The organism is Bradyrhizobium sp. USDA 3240 (assembly GCF_054063295.1).
Genome location: NZ_JBSSGD010000002.1, coordinates 3255489 through 3270000 on the forward strand (window position 1 = coordinate 3255489; position 14512 = coordinate 3270000).

At 64.8% G+C, this 14512-nt stretch carries 15 protein-coding genes (1 of these 15 running past the window's edge); 11 read left to right on the forward strand and 4 right to left on the reverse strand.

Annotated elements, in window-relative coordinates; genetic code table 11:
• Positions 1 to 19 precede the first annotated feature (19 nt).
• The 4 genes from ACVIGA_RS16140 (at position 20) to ACVIGA_RS16155 (ending at position 3749) form a co-directional block, all read left to right on the forward strand.
• A complete protein-coding gene (locus ACVIGA_RS16140) occupies positions 20 to 868 on the forward strand; it encodes an MBL fold metallo-hydrolase (protein ID WP_456667130.1) in 849 nt (282 codons plus the stop codon).
• A gap of 140 nt (positions 869 to 1008) precedes the next feature.
• Positions 1009 to 1851, forward strand: a complete 843-nt coding sequence (locus tag ACVIGA_RS16145; protein ID WP_456667131.1) for a fumarylacetoacetate hydrolase family protein — start codon at positions 1009 to 1011, stop codon at positions 1849 to 1851.
• A 146-nt stretch (positions 1852 to 1997) separates the two neighbouring features.
• Positions 1998 to 2612: a glutathione S-transferase family protein gene (locus tag ACVIGA_RS16150; RefSeq protein ID WP_456667132.1), complete on the forward strand. Its 615-nt coding sequence runs from the start codon at positions 1998 to 2000 to the stop codon at positions 2610 to 2612.
• Between the two features lie 264 nt (positions 2613 to 2876).
• A complete protein-coding gene (locus ACVIGA_RS16155) occupies positions 2877 to 3749 on the forward strand; it encodes an MBL fold metallo-hydrolase (RefSeq protein ID WP_456670820.1) in 873 nt (290 codons plus the stop codon).
• Positions 3750 to 3955: 206 nt separating this feature from the next.
• Here ACVIGA_RS16155 and ACVIGA_RS16160 read toward each other — a convergent pair whose 3' ends face one another.
• Positions 3956 to 4498, reverse strand: coding sequence for a methylated-DNA--[protein]-cysteine S-methyltransferase (locus tag ACVIGA_RS16160; RefSeq protein WP_456667133.1), 543 nt, complete (start codon positions 4496 to 4498; stop codon positions 3956 to 3958).
• Positions 4499 to 4643: 145 nt separating this feature from the next.
• On the opposite strand from ACVIGA_RS16160, the gene ACVIGA_RS16165 reads away from it, so the two are divergent.
• A complete protein-coding gene (locus tag ACVIGA_RS16165; protein ID WP_456667134.1) occupies positions 4644 to 5453 on the forward strand; it encodes an alpha/beta fold hydrolase in 810 nt (269 codons plus the stop codon).
• 170 nt (positions 5454 to 5623) lie between these two features.
• On the opposite strand, the gene ACVIGA_RS16170 is transcribed toward ACVIGA_RS16165, so the two are convergent.
• Entirely contained in the window at positions 5624 to 6079 is a 456-nt protein-coding gene (locus ACVIGA_RS16170; RefSeq protein WP_456670821.1) for a carboxymuconolactone decarboxylase family protein, read from the reverse strand.
• Positions 6080 to 6189: 110 nt separating this feature from the next.
• Between ACVIGA_RS16170 and ACVIGA_RS16175 the strand changes: the two genes are divergently transcribed.
• The 5 genes from ACVIGA_RS16175 to ACVIGA_RS16195 all read left to right on the forward strand — a co-directional run bounded on the left by ACVIGA_RS16175 (position 6190) and on the right by ACVIGA_RS16195 (position 11658).
• Positions 6190 to 7056 carry a sigma-70 family RNA polymerase sigma factor gene (locus ACVIGA_RS16175; protein ID WP_456667135.1) on the forward strand — a complete coding sequence of 289 codons (867 nt, stop codon included), beginning with the start codon at positions 6190 to 6192 and terminating at the stop codon, positions 7054 to 7056.
• Positions 7057 to 7120: 64 nt separating this feature from the next.
• Positions 7121 to 8275: a glutamate carboxypeptidase gene (locus ACVIGA_RS16180; protein WP_456667136.1), complete on the forward strand. Its 1155-nt coding sequence runs from the start codon at positions 7121 to 7123 to the stop codon at positions 8273 to 8275.
• Positions 8276 to 8586: 311 nt separating this feature from the next.
• Positions 8587 to 9261 (forward strand): GntR family transcriptional regulator, encoded by a 675-nt coding sequence (locus tag ACVIGA_RS16185; RefSeq protein ID WP_456667137.1) that lies wholly within the window; start codon positions 8587 to 8589, stop codon positions 9259 to 9261.
• Positions 9262 to 9384: 123 nt separating this feature from the next.
• A complete protein-coding gene (locus tag ACVIGA_RS16190) occupies positions 9385 to 10185 on the forward strand; it encodes a phytanoyl-CoA dioxygenase family protein (RefSeq protein WP_456667138.1) in 801 nt (266 codons plus the stop codon).
• A 165-nt stretch (positions 10186 to 10350) separates the two neighbouring features.
• Entirely contained in the window at positions 10351 to 11658 is a 1308-nt protein-coding gene (locus ACVIGA_RS16195; RefSeq protein ID WP_456667139.1) for an NAD(P)H-dependent oxidoreductase, read from the forward strand.
• A 185-nt stretch (positions 11659 to 11843) separates the two neighbouring features.
• Here ACVIGA_RS16195 and ACVIGA_RS16200 read toward each other — a convergent pair whose 3' ends face one another.
• Positions 11844 to 12929 carry an NAD-dependent epimerase/dehydratase family protein gene (locus tag ACVIGA_RS16200; protein ID WP_456667140.1) on the reverse strand — a complete coding sequence of 362 codons (1086 nt, stop codon included), beginning with the start codon at positions 12927 to 12929 and terminating at the stop codon, positions 11844 to 11846.
• Between the two features lie 296 nt (positions 12930 to 13225).
• On the opposite strand from ACVIGA_RS16200, the gene ACVIGA_RS16205 reads away from it, so the two are divergent.
• Positions 13226 to 14314, forward strand: coding sequence for a TRAP transporter substrate-binding protein (locus ACVIGA_RS16205; protein WP_456667141.1), 1089 nt, complete (start codon positions 13226 to 13228; stop codon positions 14312 to 14314).
• Between the two features lie 84 nt (positions 14315 to 14398).
• Here ACVIGA_RS16205 and ACVIGA_RS16210 read toward each other — a convergent pair whose 3' ends face one another.
• Positions 14399 to 14512: the end of a hypothetical protein gene (locus tag ACVIGA_RS16210; RefSeq protein ID WP_456667142.1), read on the reverse strand. 513 nt of this gene lie beyond the right edge of the window; 114 of the gene's 627 nt are visible here — the last part of the coding sequence; the start codon falls outside the window, past its right edge; the stop codon is at positions 14399 to 14401.

Below are 14512 nucleotides of genomic sequence, written 5' to 3' on the forward strand. Positions count from 1 at the left end.
AAAAAGGAGGACACGCCGCATGCAATGGACGATCGGCAAGGTCAAGATCACAAAAGTCGTCGAGCTCGAGACCGTCGGCAGCACACGCTTCATCCTGCCGCTGGCCGGCCGGGAAGAGATCCAGAGCCTGCCCTGGCTGATCCCGCATTTCGCCAATGAGGATGGCCGGCTGAAAATGTCGATCCATTCGCTGCTGGTCGAGACGCCGGAGCACCGCATCATCGTCGACACCGGGCTCGGCAACGACAAGCAGGGCCGCAACGTGCCGACCTGGAACAACCGCAGCGATCCGTTCCTGGAGAAGCTGACCACGGCCGGATTTGCGCCTGACAGCATCGACACCGTGCTTTGCACGCATCTGCATGTCGATCACGTCGGCTGGAACACGAAACTCGTCGGCGGCAAATGGGTGCCGACTTTCGCCAATGCGCGCTACGTGTTCGGCAGGACCGAGTTCGAGCACTGGCGCGACCACAGCGACGATGCCGCACATGCCGCCGTGTTCGAGGACTCGGTGAAGCCGATCGCGGATGCCGGCAAGGCCGAGCTGGTGCCGAGCGATCATTGCTTGACCGAGGAGATCACGCTGATCCCGACGCCGGGACACAGCCCCGGCCATATGAGCATCCACATCAAGTCCGGCGGCGCGGAAGGACTGCTGACCGGCGACGTCGCCCATCATCCCTGCCAGATGTATCACGTCGACTGGTCGTCGACCGCGGACTCCGACCAGAAGCAATCAGCCGCGACACGGCGCGAATTGTTCTCGCGCTTTGCCGACACGCCGACGCTGGTGATCGGCGGGCATTTCAATGCCGGCCATATCAAGCGTGACGGCGACGCGTTCAGGTTCGTCGCGCCGGGGTGATCGGCCCGAAATGGCCTTGAAATAAGGCTTGGCAGCAATGCAGCGCGCTCATGGCGGTTGAATTTCCCCGCGCGCTGTTCCATGAAGCATGTCGAGGTATACCAGTAACAATCCTCAAGACATCGTAGGGAGTGATCGACATGAAGCTTGTTCGTTATGGCGAAAAGGGTGCGGAAAAGCCCGGTCTGATCGATAAATCCGGCCAGCTCCGCGATCTCTCGGCCCATCTGAAGGACCTGACCGGCGAAGCCTACACGCCGGACTCGCTGATGAAGCTTTCCGCCCTCGATCCCGCCTCCCTGCCCGCCGTCTCCGGCAAGCCGCGCTTCGGCGCCCCGGTCACCGGCATTTCGAAGTTCGTCGCGATCGGCCTGAACTATTCCGACCACGCCAAGGAAACCGGCGCTCAGATCCCGACCGAACCGATCATCTTCATGAAGGCGAATACCTCGCTGTCCGGCCCGAACGATGCCGTCGAGAAGCCGCGCGGCTCGACCAAGCTGGACTGGGAAGTCGAGATCGCCGCGATCATCGGCACCCGCGCCAAATACGTCTCGGAAGCCGACGCGCTGAACCACGTCGCCGGCTATTGCGTCTGCAACGACGTTTCCGAGCGCAACTTCCAGACCGAGCGCCTCGGACAGTGGACCAAGGGCAAGTCGCACGACACCTTCGGTCCGGTCGGCCCGTGGCTCGCGACCAAGGACGAAATCGCCGACGTGCAGAACCTGTCGATGTGGCTCGACGTCAACGGTCAGCGCCGCCAGACCGGCTCGACCAAGACCATGATCTTCACGATGGCGAAATGCATCTCCTACGTCTCGCAGTTCATGACGCTGCTGCCCGGCGACATCATCACGACGGGCACGCCGCCCGGCGTCGGCCTCGGCATGAAGCCGCCGACCTTCCTCAATGTCGGCGACGTCGTGACGCTCGGCATCGAAGGCCTCGGCGAGCAGCGCCAGGAAATCGTCGCGGCGTAAGGCTCGGTCAGCGTCACCGCCGTCATTGCGAGGAGCGATAGCGACGAAGCAATCCATCTTTCCGCGTGTTCGGAAGCAATGGATTGCTTCGCTTCGCTCGCAATGACGGAAGAGAGATACCCAGCGTATATTTCCAGGGGCCTCCCATGAAACTCACCTTCTCTCCCGCCTCCCCGTTCGCCCGCAAGGTGCGGATCGCGGCGATCGAGCTCGGCCTGATCGACAGGATCGAGTTCGTGCCGGCCAGCGTCGCGCCGGGCACCGCCAATGACGAATATTCCAAGATCTCGCCGCTGAAGAAATTGCCGGTGCTGATCCTCGACCATGGCGACGTCATCTTGGATTCCTACGTCATCGTCGAATATCTCAACGAGATCGGCGGCGGCCGGCTGATCCCGGGCTACGGTCCGCGGCGCTGGCAGCTGAAGACCGATCATTCGCTGCTCAACGGCATGCTCGATTCCATGCTGCTGTGCCGCTACGAGAAGATGGTGCGGCCGCAGGGCTCGCTGTGGCAGGCCTGGTATGACGATCACTGGAACCGGGCCTGGGCCGGCATGGCGCGGTTCGAGAACCGGCCGGACGTGCTGAACGGCGCGTCGTTCGACATCGCGCAGATCGGCCTCGTCTGCGTGCTCGGCTACGCCGATTTCCGCTTTGCCGATTGCGGTTGGCGCAAGGCCTATCCGAAGCTCGACGCCTTCTACCAGAAGATGCTGGAGCGGCCGTCGGTGAAGGTTTCGGCGCCGCCAGCGGCGTAGCGGAGCAAGGCGCGGGGAGACGCGAATGCGTCCCCGCCTCTCGATTTCAGCGCGAGCCTGGTGCTCGCGCTGACCGTCTCCGATCTCGACTTTGTGATGATGATGACGGCAGCCCGGTACGGCCCGCCGGAGCAAGACCTTGCGGCGATGGATATCCTCGCCAACATCAGCATTCCCGCCGTGCGCGACGCGCACCAGCTTTTCTACGCGTTCTCTTCACGCCAACCGGACTTCGCTCGCAAACGCCAACGCCAAGGAATCACCATGAGCCTGAAATTTGCCGCCGGCGATCTCACCATTCATCGCATTGTCGAGGACGAAGGGCTGTTCCTGCCCGCGCTCGACATGCTGCCCGGACTGACACCGGATCTGCTCGCGGAGAACCGCGCCTGGATGAAGGCCGCCGGCGCACTCGACGACAGCGACACGCTGATCCTGGCGTTCCAGTCCTACATCGTGAAGACGCCGCACCACACCATCCTGATCGACAGCTGCATCGGCAACGACAAGCCGCGGCCGGGACGGCCGAGCTGGAACATGAAGACCGACGACAACTATCTGCGCGGCCTCGCGGCGGCGGGCTTCTCGGTCGGCGACATCGACTATGTGATGTGCACGCATCTGCACGTCGACCATGTCGGCTGGAACACGCGGCTCGAGAACGGCCGCTGGGTGCCGACCTTCCCGAACGCGCGCTACGTGTTCGACAAGAGCGAGTTCGACTACTGGACCGAGACCAACGCCAAGGCAGAGGTCCCGCCCTTCGTCGACAGCGTGCTGCCGGTGGTCGAAGCCAAGCGGGCTGAGCTCGTCGGCAATGATTTTGCGATCGGCGATCACGTCCGCATCCTGCCGACGCCCGGCCACACCCCGGGCCACGTCGCCTTCACCTTCGGCCGCGGCAAGGATGATGCGGTGTTTGCCGGCGACCTGATGCACTCGCCGATCCAGACGCATTATCCGGAGCTGTCGGCGAAGTTCGATGTCGACCAGGCGCAGGCCGCAAGGACACGGCGCAGCTTCCTCGAGCGCTATTGCGATACCGATACGCTGTGCTGCCCCGCGCACTTCCCCTCGCCGACGGTCGGCAAGATCAGGCGGAAGGGCAACGGATTTGTCTGTGAGACGGTGAAGTAGGCTGAATTCGCGACAGTCGCTCTCTACCACCCTCCCCTGGAGGGGGAGGGTCGGCTCACATGAAGCGCAGCGCAATGTGAGACGGGGTGGGGTGATCTCTCAACGCGGGCAGCACCCGATACGAGGGACCTTCACCCCACCTCGGTTCGCATTTCATGCGAACCGATCCTCCCCCTCCAGGGGAGGATAAGAAGACCGCGCCCCGCTCAATCAAACAGGCTCGGCGTGTGGTTCACCACCGCGCCTTCGATCTGCAGCATCTTCAGCTTGGTCACCACGCCGCCATTGGCCGAGAAGCCGCCCGGCTTGTTGCCGGCCGCCAGCACGCGGTGGCAGGGCACCACGATCGGGCACGGGTTGCGGCCCAGCGCCTGGCCGACGTCGCGCGACAGCTCGACGCCGCCGAGCTGCTTGGCGATATCGCCATAGGTGACCGTCTTGCCCGGCGGAATCCTCCGCGCGATGTCGTAGACGCCGCGGTTGAATTCAGGCACGCCGTCGAGATCGAGCACGATGTCGGCGAGGTCGTTCGGCTTGCCGGCGAGCAGCTCGATCATGCCGTCGATCGCGTGCTGCACCTCGGCCGGCGGCGCGGCCTCGGTGACGTCGCCATTGCGCTGGAAGATGCGCTTGCGGGTCTTCTCCTCGGTGCCCATCGGCAGCTGCACGGCGGTGACGCCGTGCTCGCCCCAGACGATGCCGCAGGCGCCGATCATGGTCTCGAAGATTGCAAAATGCTGGCCGGTCATGGCTCGCTCCAGATATTCCTTCAGCTCACACGTTTGAGCCTGCTGTCGATCTGAAATCTAGGCTTGGAGAATGTTGCTATCCACCCGAATTCCGTGGGAACCTGGGCTAAATCAACAACATCTCCTGCCCTCCGCGAGCCCCGAAATGCACAGCCTCCACGTCAACGGTTTCGACATGCCCTATCTCGATATCGGAGAGGGCCCGCCGCTGGTCTGCGTGCACGGCTCGCTGTGCGATTTCCGGATCTGGTCGGCGGTGCTCGGCCCGCTGACGCGGCGGCATCGCGTGATCGCGGTCAGCCTGCGGCATTTCTTCCCGGCGCATTGGGACGGCGTCGGCGACACCTATTCGATCGCGCAGCATGTCGACGATGTGATCGCCTTCATCGAGGCATTCGACACCAAACCGGTCGACCTGATGGGGCATTCCCGCGGCGGCCATATCTGCTTCCGCGTCGCGCAGCGAAGGCCGGACCTGCTGCGCAGGCTGATCCTGGCTGAGCCCGGCGGCGAGCTCGACCAGAGCCTTGATCCGGATTTCAAGCCGGGCCCCTCGCCGCTGGCGGCGCGCTTCGCGGCCTGTGCCGCTGAAATCGCCAAGGGCGACATCGACGGCGGCTTGCAGATCTTCATGGACGCGCTCGAAGGGCCCGGCGCCTGGAAGCGGATTCCGGCAACCGCCAAACAGCTCTTGCGCGACAACGCGACCACCCTGCTCGGCCAGACCCGCGACCAGCGCCCGCCGTTCTCGAAGGCCGACGCGGAGGCGATCAAGACGCCGACGCTGTTCATCGGCGGCGCCAACACCAAGGGCATTCTGCCCAAGGTGCTGCACGCGCTTGCCGCCAATGTGAAGGGCGCGCGCACCGAGATGATCCCCGGCACCACGCATCCAATGTTCGAGCAGGCCCCGCAGCGCTATTGCAAGATCGTGCTGGAGTTCTTGGCCGCATAGGCAGTGCACGCTCTTCACCTCGCCCCGCTTGCGGGGAGAGGTCGGATCGCGTGCAGCGAAGCGAAATGCGATCCGGGTGAGGGGGGTACCGGTCTATCCAGCTGCAGAGCTGGCGGAGAGAAGCCCCTCACCCCAACCCTCTCCCCGCAAGAACGGGGAGAGCGAGAAGCTCACACCTTCCAGACACCGACCGGCTGGCGCACGGCGACGTTCAGCCGGTTCCAGACGTTGATCGCAGCGATCCCCAGCACCAGCGACGCGAGCTGCTGCTCGTTGAAATGCTTCGCCGCCTCGTCCCACACCGCGTCGGTCACCGGATCCTCGCGGTCGCTGAGCCGGGTCACCGCTTCGGTCAGCGCCAGCGCGGCGCGCTCGGCTTCGGTAAAATACGGCGTGTCGCGCCAGGCGCCGACCGCGAACAGCCGCTCGTCGGTCTCGCCGGCCCGGCGGGCGAGCTTCGGATGCATATCGACGCAGACGCTGCAGCCGTTGATCTGGCTGGCGCGCAGATACACCAGTTCGAGCAGCTTTTCCGGCAAAGCCGGTTTGGTGCTCTCGCTGAGCGCCTGCAGCGCCTTCATGGCATCGGGGACAACCATCACCGGGTGGTTCATGCGGGCCTTCATCATGTCACTCTCCTGATTTGCCTTTTGACGAAGCCGTGCCGATCTGTTGTCACATCGGCCCACTTTCGTTCGTCAAGGCCATGACGGAGCGGACAAAGGGAATGTGACCGATGGACGAGAAAAAGTTTGTGGCCGAACAGTTTGAGGCCAACCGGCCGCGCCTGCGGGCGGTGGCCTACCGCATGCTGGGCTCGACCGCCGAGGTCGACGATGCCGTGCAGGAAGCCTGGCTGCGGCTCAGCCGCACCGACACTGCTGCCGTCGACAATCTCGGGGGCTGGCTGACCACGGTGGTCGCGCGGATTTGCCTCGACATGCTGCGCTCGCGCAAATCGCGCCGCGAGGAGCCGATCGGGCCACATGTGCCGGAGCCGATCGCGGACAATCCGTCCGAGCGCGAGACCGAGATGGCTGACTCGGTCGGCGCGGCGCTGCTCGTGGTGCTGGAAACGCTGGCGCCGGCCGAGCGGCTGGCTTTCGTGCTGCACGACATGTTCGCGGTACCGTTCGAGGAGATCGCGCCGATCGTCGGACGCACGCCGGCCGCCGCGCGGCAACTTGCGAGCCGCGCGCGGCGCCGCGTGCAGGGCGCGCCGCCGGCGCCGGATGCCGATCTCAGCCGGCAGCGCGGCATCGTCGAAGCTTTCCTCACCGCATCCCGCAACGGCGATTTCGAAGGGCTGCTTGCCGTGCTGGCGCCCGACGTCGTGGTGCGCGCCGATCAGGCTGCGCAACGGCTCGGCTCGCTGCCGGTGATCCGTGGCGCAGTTGCGGTGGCCGAAAGCTTCAAGGGACGCGCGCAGGCCGCGAAAGCGGCGCTGGTCGACGGCGAAATCGGCGTTGCCGTCGTTCTTGGTGGCGCGCTGCGTGTCGTGCTGCGGGTCACGATATCTGGCGACAGGATCGCGGCGATCGATGCGACCGCCGAGCCCGCGCAGATCGAGACCTTCGATGTCGAGGTGTTCGACCAGGCCTGACGCGGCTGGAGACAGGTGGTTTGCAATGTTAGTGTCCTCCCTGCGCCATACAGGGAGGACAATCATGAAACGATCCATCAAATTGCTTGCGTCGGCCGGTCTGCTTTCGCTCGCCCTCGCCTCGTCCCCCGCCTTTGCCGCCGCGGATGAAAAGCTGCGCGCGGCCGCCGAGCAGGCCCAGCCGGCGGTGATCGAAAGCCTGCACGACATGGTGCTGATCGAGTCAGGCTCGAGCGATGTCGAGGGCCTGAAGAAGATGGCCGACTACACCGAAGCGCGGCTGAAGGCGCTCGGCGCCAAGACCGAGCGGCGCAAGACAACGAAAGGCGCCGGCGCCGACATGGTGATCGGCACCTTCGAGGGGACAGGCAGCAGGAAGCTGATGCTGATCGCGCATATGGACACGGTCTATGAGCACGGCATCCTCGACACCCAGCCCTACAAGGTCGATGGCAACAGGATCTACGGGCCCGGCATTGCCGACGACAAGGGCGGCATCGCCGTCATCCTGCATTCGCTGAAAATCCTGCAAGATACCGGCTGGCGCGACTACGCAAAGCTCACGGTGTCGTTCAATCCGGATGAGGAGGTCGGCTCGATCGGCTCCGGCGAGATCATCTCCGAGCTCGCCGACCAGCACGATGTGGTGCTGTCCTGCGAGCCGACGGTGGCGCCGCCGGTGGCCAAGAACGAAAGCCTGCTGCTCGGCGCCAGCGGCACCGCGACCGGCACGCTGGATGTGAAGGGCAAGGCCTCGCATGCCGGCGCCGCACCGCAGCTCGGCCGCAACGCGCTGCTCGAGCTCGCGCATCAATTGCTGCAGACCCAGGATGTCGCGAAATCCATTCCGGGCACGCAACTGAACTGGACCACCGCGAAGGCCGGCACCGTGCGCAACCAGATCCCCGACACCGAGGTGACGGTGAAGGTCGCCGCAGGCCGCCCACCCTTCGTGGCAAACGATCGCGGCCGCGCGCTCGCGAAGCAGGGACAGGCGATCTACGCCGAGCTCGACCGCACACTGGATATCGCTGAGATGACTGGCGGCGCGACCGACGCCGGCTACGCCGCGCGCAGCGGCAAGGCCACCGTGGTCGAAAGCTTCGGCCTCGCCGGCTGGGGCTATCACGCCCGCGACGAATACATCGACACCAACTCGATCGTGCCACGGCTCTATCTGATGACGCGGATCCTGATCGAGCTGGGCAAGGCGAAGTAGCTGGGGCGCGCAGCGGCATCCATTGAAACAGCCGCGCCAATCTTTAGCGCCGGCACCCGGGGCCACCCTCTCCCCAACCCTCCCCCACAAGGGGGGAGGGTCAGGGAGGGGGGTGCCGCTTGCTCCGCTCACCGATTGGGACTGGCTGGCCACTGCAACCTTCAGGATCGTCCACGTCAGAACTTCGGCGACAATCTCCACATTTTCAGCCACTTAACGCCACCGCAAACTGAAGCCTTGACCGCTCCCGCAACCCGCGGTAGCTTCTGTTTTCGAACACGGAATTCCGTATTCCAATTTGGACTGATGGCATGATCCCGTTGGACCCGCTTCCGAACCTGATCGACCAGGTGTACGGGCGATTGCTCGAGGCGATCATCGACCGCACGCTGTTGCCAGGCCAGCGCATCACCCAGAACGAGCTCGCCGATCGGCTCGGCGTCTCACGCCAACCGATCTCGCACGCGCTGCATTTGTTGCATCGCCAGGGCCTCGTCGCGGAGAGCGGCAAGCGCGGCTTCGAGGTGACGCAGCTCGATCCGCAGCGTATCCGCGAGCTCTATGAAGTGCGCGGCGCCATCGACGCGCTGGCGGCGCGGCTTGCCGCAACGCGCGCAAAGGAAGATGCCGCGGCGCGCGCGCAACTCGAGAGCGCCCTCGAAGCCGGACGCGCGATCGACGACAGCGCACCGCTGGCGCGCCTGATCGCACTCGATGTCGACTTCCACAGCGCGATCTATCGGCTGGCCGGCAATACCGCGATCGAGGAAATGATCACGCCGCAATGGCCGCATATGCGCCGCTCGATGGCGACCGTGCTTGCCGAGCTCGATTATCGCGATAGCGCCTGGACCGAGCACGAGACCATCGCCGCACATATTCTCTCCGGCAACGCCGCCGCCGCCGAGGCTTCGGCGCTGGCGCATGCACAGACGGCGGGGCGGATGACCGAAGAGAAGCTGAGGGCGATCGACGTGGCGGCGTAGGTACGCCGTCGTTCCGGCGCGCGCAGCGAACCGCAGATGCGCAATCGCGCATCGGGGAACCTCGAGATTCCGGGTTCGCTGCGCGCACCGGAATGACAAAGATAACAACAGGAGGAAAGCACCATGAAACTGACCCCGGAGCAGATCGAATTTTTCCATCGCGAAGGCTGGCTGTTCCTGCCCGAGCTGTTCAGCCAGGAAGAGGTCGATTTCCTCGCACGCGAGGCGGTCTCGATCTATGACGCCAACCGCCCCGAGGTGTGGCGCGAGAAGAGCGGCGCGCCGCGCACGGCATTCGCCGCGCATCTCTACAACGAGGCGTTCCGCCTCCTCGGCGCGCATCCGCGCATGATCGACCCCATCGAGCAGCTGTTCGGCGAGAAGGTCTACATGCATCAGTTCAAGATCAATGCGAAGGCGGCCTTCACCGGCGACGTCTGGCAGTGGCACCAGGACTACGGCACCTGGAAGCGCGACGACGGCATGCCGGAGCCGCGCGCGATGAACATCGCGATCTTCCTCGACGAGGTGATGCCGATCAACGGCCCGCTGATGCTGGTGCCGCAGAGCCAGACCGCCGGCGACCTCAAGGCGTCGCACGATCTCGAGACCACGTCATACCCGCTGTGGACGCTGGATGAAGAGACGGTGACCCGGCTCGTCAAGCAGGGCGGCATCGTCGCACCGACCGGCAAGCCCGGCGGCATGCTGATGTTCCACGGCAACCTGGTGCACGGATCGAGCGGCAACATCACGCCCTACCCGCGCAAGATCGTCTATCTGACGCTGAACGCGGTCTCCAACTATATCCGTACCCCGACCCGGCCCGACTACATCGCGCACCGCGACTTCACGCCGATCCAGACGGTTGCCGACGACGCGCTGCTGCGGCTCGCCCGTGCACCGCGGCAGGCGGCGGAGTAGTTTCACAAGCTGTCATTCCGGGGCTCGCGAAGCGAGAGCCCGGAATCCATTTGACCGCACATTCGTAGTACGATGGATTCCGGGCTCGCGACTTCGTCGCGCCCCGGAATGACGAATTCTGAATAGTCGCGCGCCCTGCGCGACCGCACCATTGGTAACCAACACATGAACCTGCATCACCTCCTCAAAACCCGCGCCGCCGCCGGCAAGCCGGTTCGCGTGGTCCTGATCGGCGCCGGAAAATTCGGCTCGATGTTCCTGTCGCAGGTGCCGCACACGCCGGGGCTCGAGGTGCCGGTGATCGTCGATCTCGACCGCGACCGCGCGCGCGAGGCGTGCCGCACGGTCGGCTGGGATGACGCGCGGATCAATGCAACCACCTTCACCGATGACAGCGCCCGCGCGATCGCCGGCGGAGCGTTCGACGTGGTGGTGGAAGCGACCGGCAACCCCGCGGTCGGCATCCGCCATGCCCGCGCGGCGATATCAGCCGGCAAGCATGTCGTGATGGTCAATGTCGAGGCCGATGTGCTGGCGGGCCCGCTGCTCGCCGAGGAGGCGCGCAAGGCCGGCGTGGTCTATTCGCTCGCCTATGGCGACCAGCCGGCGCTGACGGCGGAGATGGTCGACTGGGCGCGCGCCACGGGCTTTCGCGTCGTCGCCGCCGGCAAGGGCACGAAATATTTGCCCGCCTATCACGACGTGACGCCGGAGGGCGTGTGGCAGCATTACGGGCTCACCGCGGGCGAAGCGCAATCCGCCGGCATGAACCCGCAGATGTTCAACTCCTTCCTCGACGGCACCAAATCCGCGATCGAGATGGCAGCGATCGCCAATGCCTGCACGCTTGACGTGCCGTCGGATGGCCTGCTGTTTCCGCCCTGCGGCGTCGACGACCTGCCGCACGTGATGCGGCCGCGCGAGGCGGGCGGCGTGCTGGAGAAATCCGGCATCGTCGAGGTGGTATCGTCGCTGGAGCGCGACGGCCGTCCGGTGTTTCGCGATCTGCGCTGGGGCGTCTATGTGGTGCTGGAGGCGCCGAACGATTATGCCGCCGACTGCTTCAAGCAATACGGCCTCAAGACCGACTCATCCGGCCGTTATGCGGCGATGTACAAGCCGTATCATCTGATCGGGCTCGAGCTGAACATTTCCGTGCTCTCGGCGGCGCTGCGCAACGAGCCGACCGGACAGCCGCGCGGCTTCCGCGGCGACGTCGCAGCGGTGGCGAAACGCAATTTGCGCGCCGGCGAGATGCTCGACGGCGAAGGCGGCTACACGGTGTGGGGCAAGCTGATGCCGGCCTCAGCCAGCCTCGCCGCCGGTGCGCTGCCGATCGGGCTTGCGCATCGGGTCAAGCTGAAGAACGACATCGCTCATGGCGCTGTGGTGCGCTGGAGCGACGTCGAGGTCGACGAGCGCAACGACACCATCAAGACGCGCAAGGCGATGGAAGCCGCGTTCTCGCGGTAGCGACGTCCTTCACCTCTCCCCGCCCTTTTGCGGGGAGAGGTCGGATCGCATCGCGAGATGCGATCCGGGTGAGGGGCGAGGCACAGTGCTCAACGAGCACGAGGCTGCTCACCGGATGGAAGCCCCTCACCCCGCCCTCTCCCCGCAAGAGCGGGGCGAGGGAGACGAGGGAGCGCGGGCTGAGCTCACGGCAACAACCGCCTTGCCTTCGCCAGCTTGAACCACTTCCGGAACATCGCCTCGGTATCCATCATCTCGGTGAATCCGGCCTGATTGATCTTCACCGTCGACACAATAGAGGGCGGACCGGATTCAGTCTGCCCGTAGCGCATGCTGTAATCGGCATATTGAAACGAAAGGCCGACGAACTCTTCCAAGCTAGGTGCGATCAGATCGTGCTTCCTGCGCAGCTCGTCCCACGGCGCGATCCATTTCGGATACTCCTGCGCCAGCGACAGCGGCACAGGCCGGCCCGGCGCCATCTCGAGCGCATCCGATACCGCGGGCCAGATATTTTCCCAGGTGAAGACGTCGCCATTGGTGACGTTGAAGGCTTCATTGCGCGCGGTCTCCGCATCGCCCGACCAGGCGATCGCGCGCGCCAGGAGATCGACGTCGACCGCCTGCGCGACACGCGGCGCGCCGCCGGGATAGTCGAGCGGCCTGCCTTGTTCGCGCAGCACCGCCGCATAGACGCCGAGCGGCGGGATCAGATCCATCGCACCGCCCATGGCTTCGCCGATGATCAGCACCGGGCGCAGGATGCTCCAGTGCCAGCTCTTGCCCCGTTGCAGCTCACGCAGGTAATTCTCCTGCGCCCAATAGAAATTCGGCTGCTCGTACATCTCCGAGCGACCTTCGCGCGCCGGCACCGTGAGCGGTCGGACATGCACGCCGTAGGCCTTGGTGCCCTGCAGCAGCGCGACATGCCTGAGATCCGGCGCGACGGGCTCGAGCACGCCCATCAGGTTGCGCAGCATGCGGTCGTTGGTTGCGATCTGCCCGGCATCGCGCCAGCCATCGACCAGGCTCGGCGCTTCATAGAGTGCGGCATAGATCAGGTGCGTGGCACCGGCGAGCTCGGCCGCGGCTCGGCGGCAATCCTCGGCGCTGGTGAGGTCGATTCGCAGATGCTGCGCACCGTAGAGATCGCGCGGCTTGCGGCGCGACAGCGCGACGCGCTCGCAATCGCCGGATGCGCCGAAGTGTCGCAAGGCGGCGTTGCCCACGAGGCCGGTCGCGCCCGCGACCACGACTTTCTTGTTGGCCATGTCCTTGAACTCCCATCAACTCACCTGCCCTCGTAGCAGATCGCAGCACCGTCGACAGGTATCGAATGAGACCAGCAGCGCCGATTTCCCTTCGCAGCTGCAACCAAGGCTGGCGCTTGATTTCCTCAGGCAAACCATCATCCTGACCGGTGGAACCGAAGGCTCGGATTTCCACACACAAGAGCCCGTCGAGGGCCACCGGACACATCACCACAGCAACGTCGATCGATCGGCGAAGAAAGACGGCATCAAGATCGTTCCCCTTGTCGAGGCATCGGCACACAGGAGGGCTACGCATGAAGCGTCGTGATTTCTTGAGGGCAGGCGGCGTCGGGCTGGCTGCGACGGCGGTGGCTGCGCCCGCGGTCGCACAATCGATGCCGGAGGTCAGGTGGCGGCTCGCGGCAAGCTGGCCGAAGGCGCTCGATACGCTCTATGGCGGCTGTGAATTCTTCTGCAAGCGCGTCGCCGAAATCACCGACAACCGTTTCCAGATCCAGTCCTTTGCTGCCGGCGAGATCGTGCCTGGTCTGCAGGTGCTGGACGCCGTCTCCAACGGCACGGTCGAGATGGGCAACACCGCGCTGTATTACTACTGGGGCAAGAATCCCGCCTTCACGTTCGGCACGTCGCTGCCATTCGGCCTCAACACACGCCAGCATATTTCCTGGCTGCAATGGGGCGGCGGCAGCGAGCTGATCAACAACCTGCTTGCGGAATACAACTGTGTCGGCATTCCGACCGGCTCGACCGGCGCCCAGATGGGCGGCTGGTTCCGGAAGGAGATCAAGTCGATGGCGGATCTGCAGGGGCTGAAATTCCGCGTCGGCGGCTTCGCCGGCACCATCATCGCCAAGGTCGGCGGCGTGCCGCAGCAGATCGCCGGCGGCGACATCTATCCGGCGCTGGAGAAAGGCACCATCGACGCCGCCGAATGGGTCGGGCCCTATGACGACGAGAAGCTCGGCTTCGTCAAGGTCGCGAAATTCTACTACTACCCCGGCTGGTGGGAAGGCACCGGCCAGGGCCACAATGTGATGAACAAGGACAAGTGGAACGCGCTGCCGAAGCATTATCAGGCCGCGATCCAGGCCGCCTCCGAAGACACCTTCACCTGGGTCACCGGAAAATATGATGCGGTCAATCCACCGGCACTGAAGCGGCTGATCGTGGCCGGCGCACAGCTGCGGCCGTTCCCGCAGGAAGTGCTGGAGGCCTGCTACGGCGCGGCCAACGAGATCTATGCCGATCTCGCCAAGAGCAATCCGCATTTCGGCAAGATGTATGCGAGCCTCGCCGCCTATCGCAACGAATCGCTGGCCTGGATGCAGGTCGCCGAGCTGTCGTTCGACAGCTTCATGATGCGGATGCGCACGCGGACCTGAGCCGGTACGGGATCAGGCACAAAAAAAGCCCCGGAGAAATTCTCCGGGGCGCATTTTTGATTCGGCTCTGATTCGGATCGCAGCTCAATTGTCGTCGTTGCCGCCGAATTGCTCCATCAGCTTGTCGTAGCTCTTGGTCACGAGATCGATATTGCCCTTGTTCTCGACCGCGGGCGGCGGCGACTTCAGGGCCTCGTT

Coding starts and splice junctions, on each gene's coding strand:
- ACVIGA_RS16140 (WP_456667130.1), top strand. CDS start 20: ATGCAATGGACGATCGGCAAGGTCAAGATCACAAAAGTCGTCGAGCTC.
- ACVIGA_RS16145 (WP_456667131.1), top strand. CDS start 1,009: ATGAAGCTTGTTCGTTATGGCGAAAAGGGTGCGGAAAAGCCCGGTCTG.
- ACVIGA_RS16150 (WP_456667132.1), top strand. CDS start 1,998: ATGAAACTCACCTTCTCTCCCGCCTCCCCGTTCGCCCGCAAGGTGCGG.
- ACVIGA_RS16155 (WP_456670820.1), top strand. CDS start 2,877: ATGAGCCTGAAATTTGCCGCCGGCGATCTCACCATTCATCGCATTGTC.
- ACVIGA_RS16160 (WP_456667133.1), bottom strand. CDS start 4,498: ATGACCGGCCAGCATTTTGCAATCTTCGAGACCATGATCGGCGCCTGC.
- ACVIGA_RS16165 (WP_456667134.1), top strand. CDS start 4,644: ATGCACAGCCTCCACGTCAACGGTTTCGACATGCCCTATCTCGATATC.
- ACVIGA_RS16170 (WP_456670821.1), bottom strand. CDS start 6,079: ATGAAGGCCCGCATGAACCACCCGGTGATGGTTGTCCCCGATGCCATG.
- ACVIGA_RS16175 (WP_456667135.1), top strand. CDS start 6,190: ATGGACGAGAAAAAGTTTGTGGCCGAACAGTTTGAGGCCAACCGGCCG.
- ACVIGA_RS16180 (WP_456667136.1), top strand. CDS start 7,121: ATGAAACGATCCATCAAATTGCTTGCGTCGGCCGGTCTGCTTTCGCTC.
- ACVIGA_RS16185 (WP_456667137.1), top strand. CDS start 8,587: ATGATCCCGTTGGACCCGCTTCCGAACCTGATCGACCAGGTGTACGGG.
- ACVIGA_RS16190 (WP_456667138.1), top strand. CDS start 9,385: ATGAAACTGACCCCGGAGCAGATCGAATTTTTCCATCGCGAAGGCTGG.
- ACVIGA_RS16195 (WP_456667139.1), top strand. CDS start 10,351: ATGAACCTGCATCACCTCCTCAAAACCCGCGCCGCCGCCGGCAAGCCG.
- ACVIGA_RS16200 (WP_456667140.1), bottom strand. CDS start 12,929: ATGGCCAACAAGAAAGTCGTGGTCGCGGGCGCGACCGGCCTCGTGGGC.
- ACVIGA_RS16205 (WP_456667141.1), top strand. CDS start 13,226: ATGAAGCGTCGTGATTTCTTGAGGGCAGGCGGCGTCGGGCTGGCTGCG.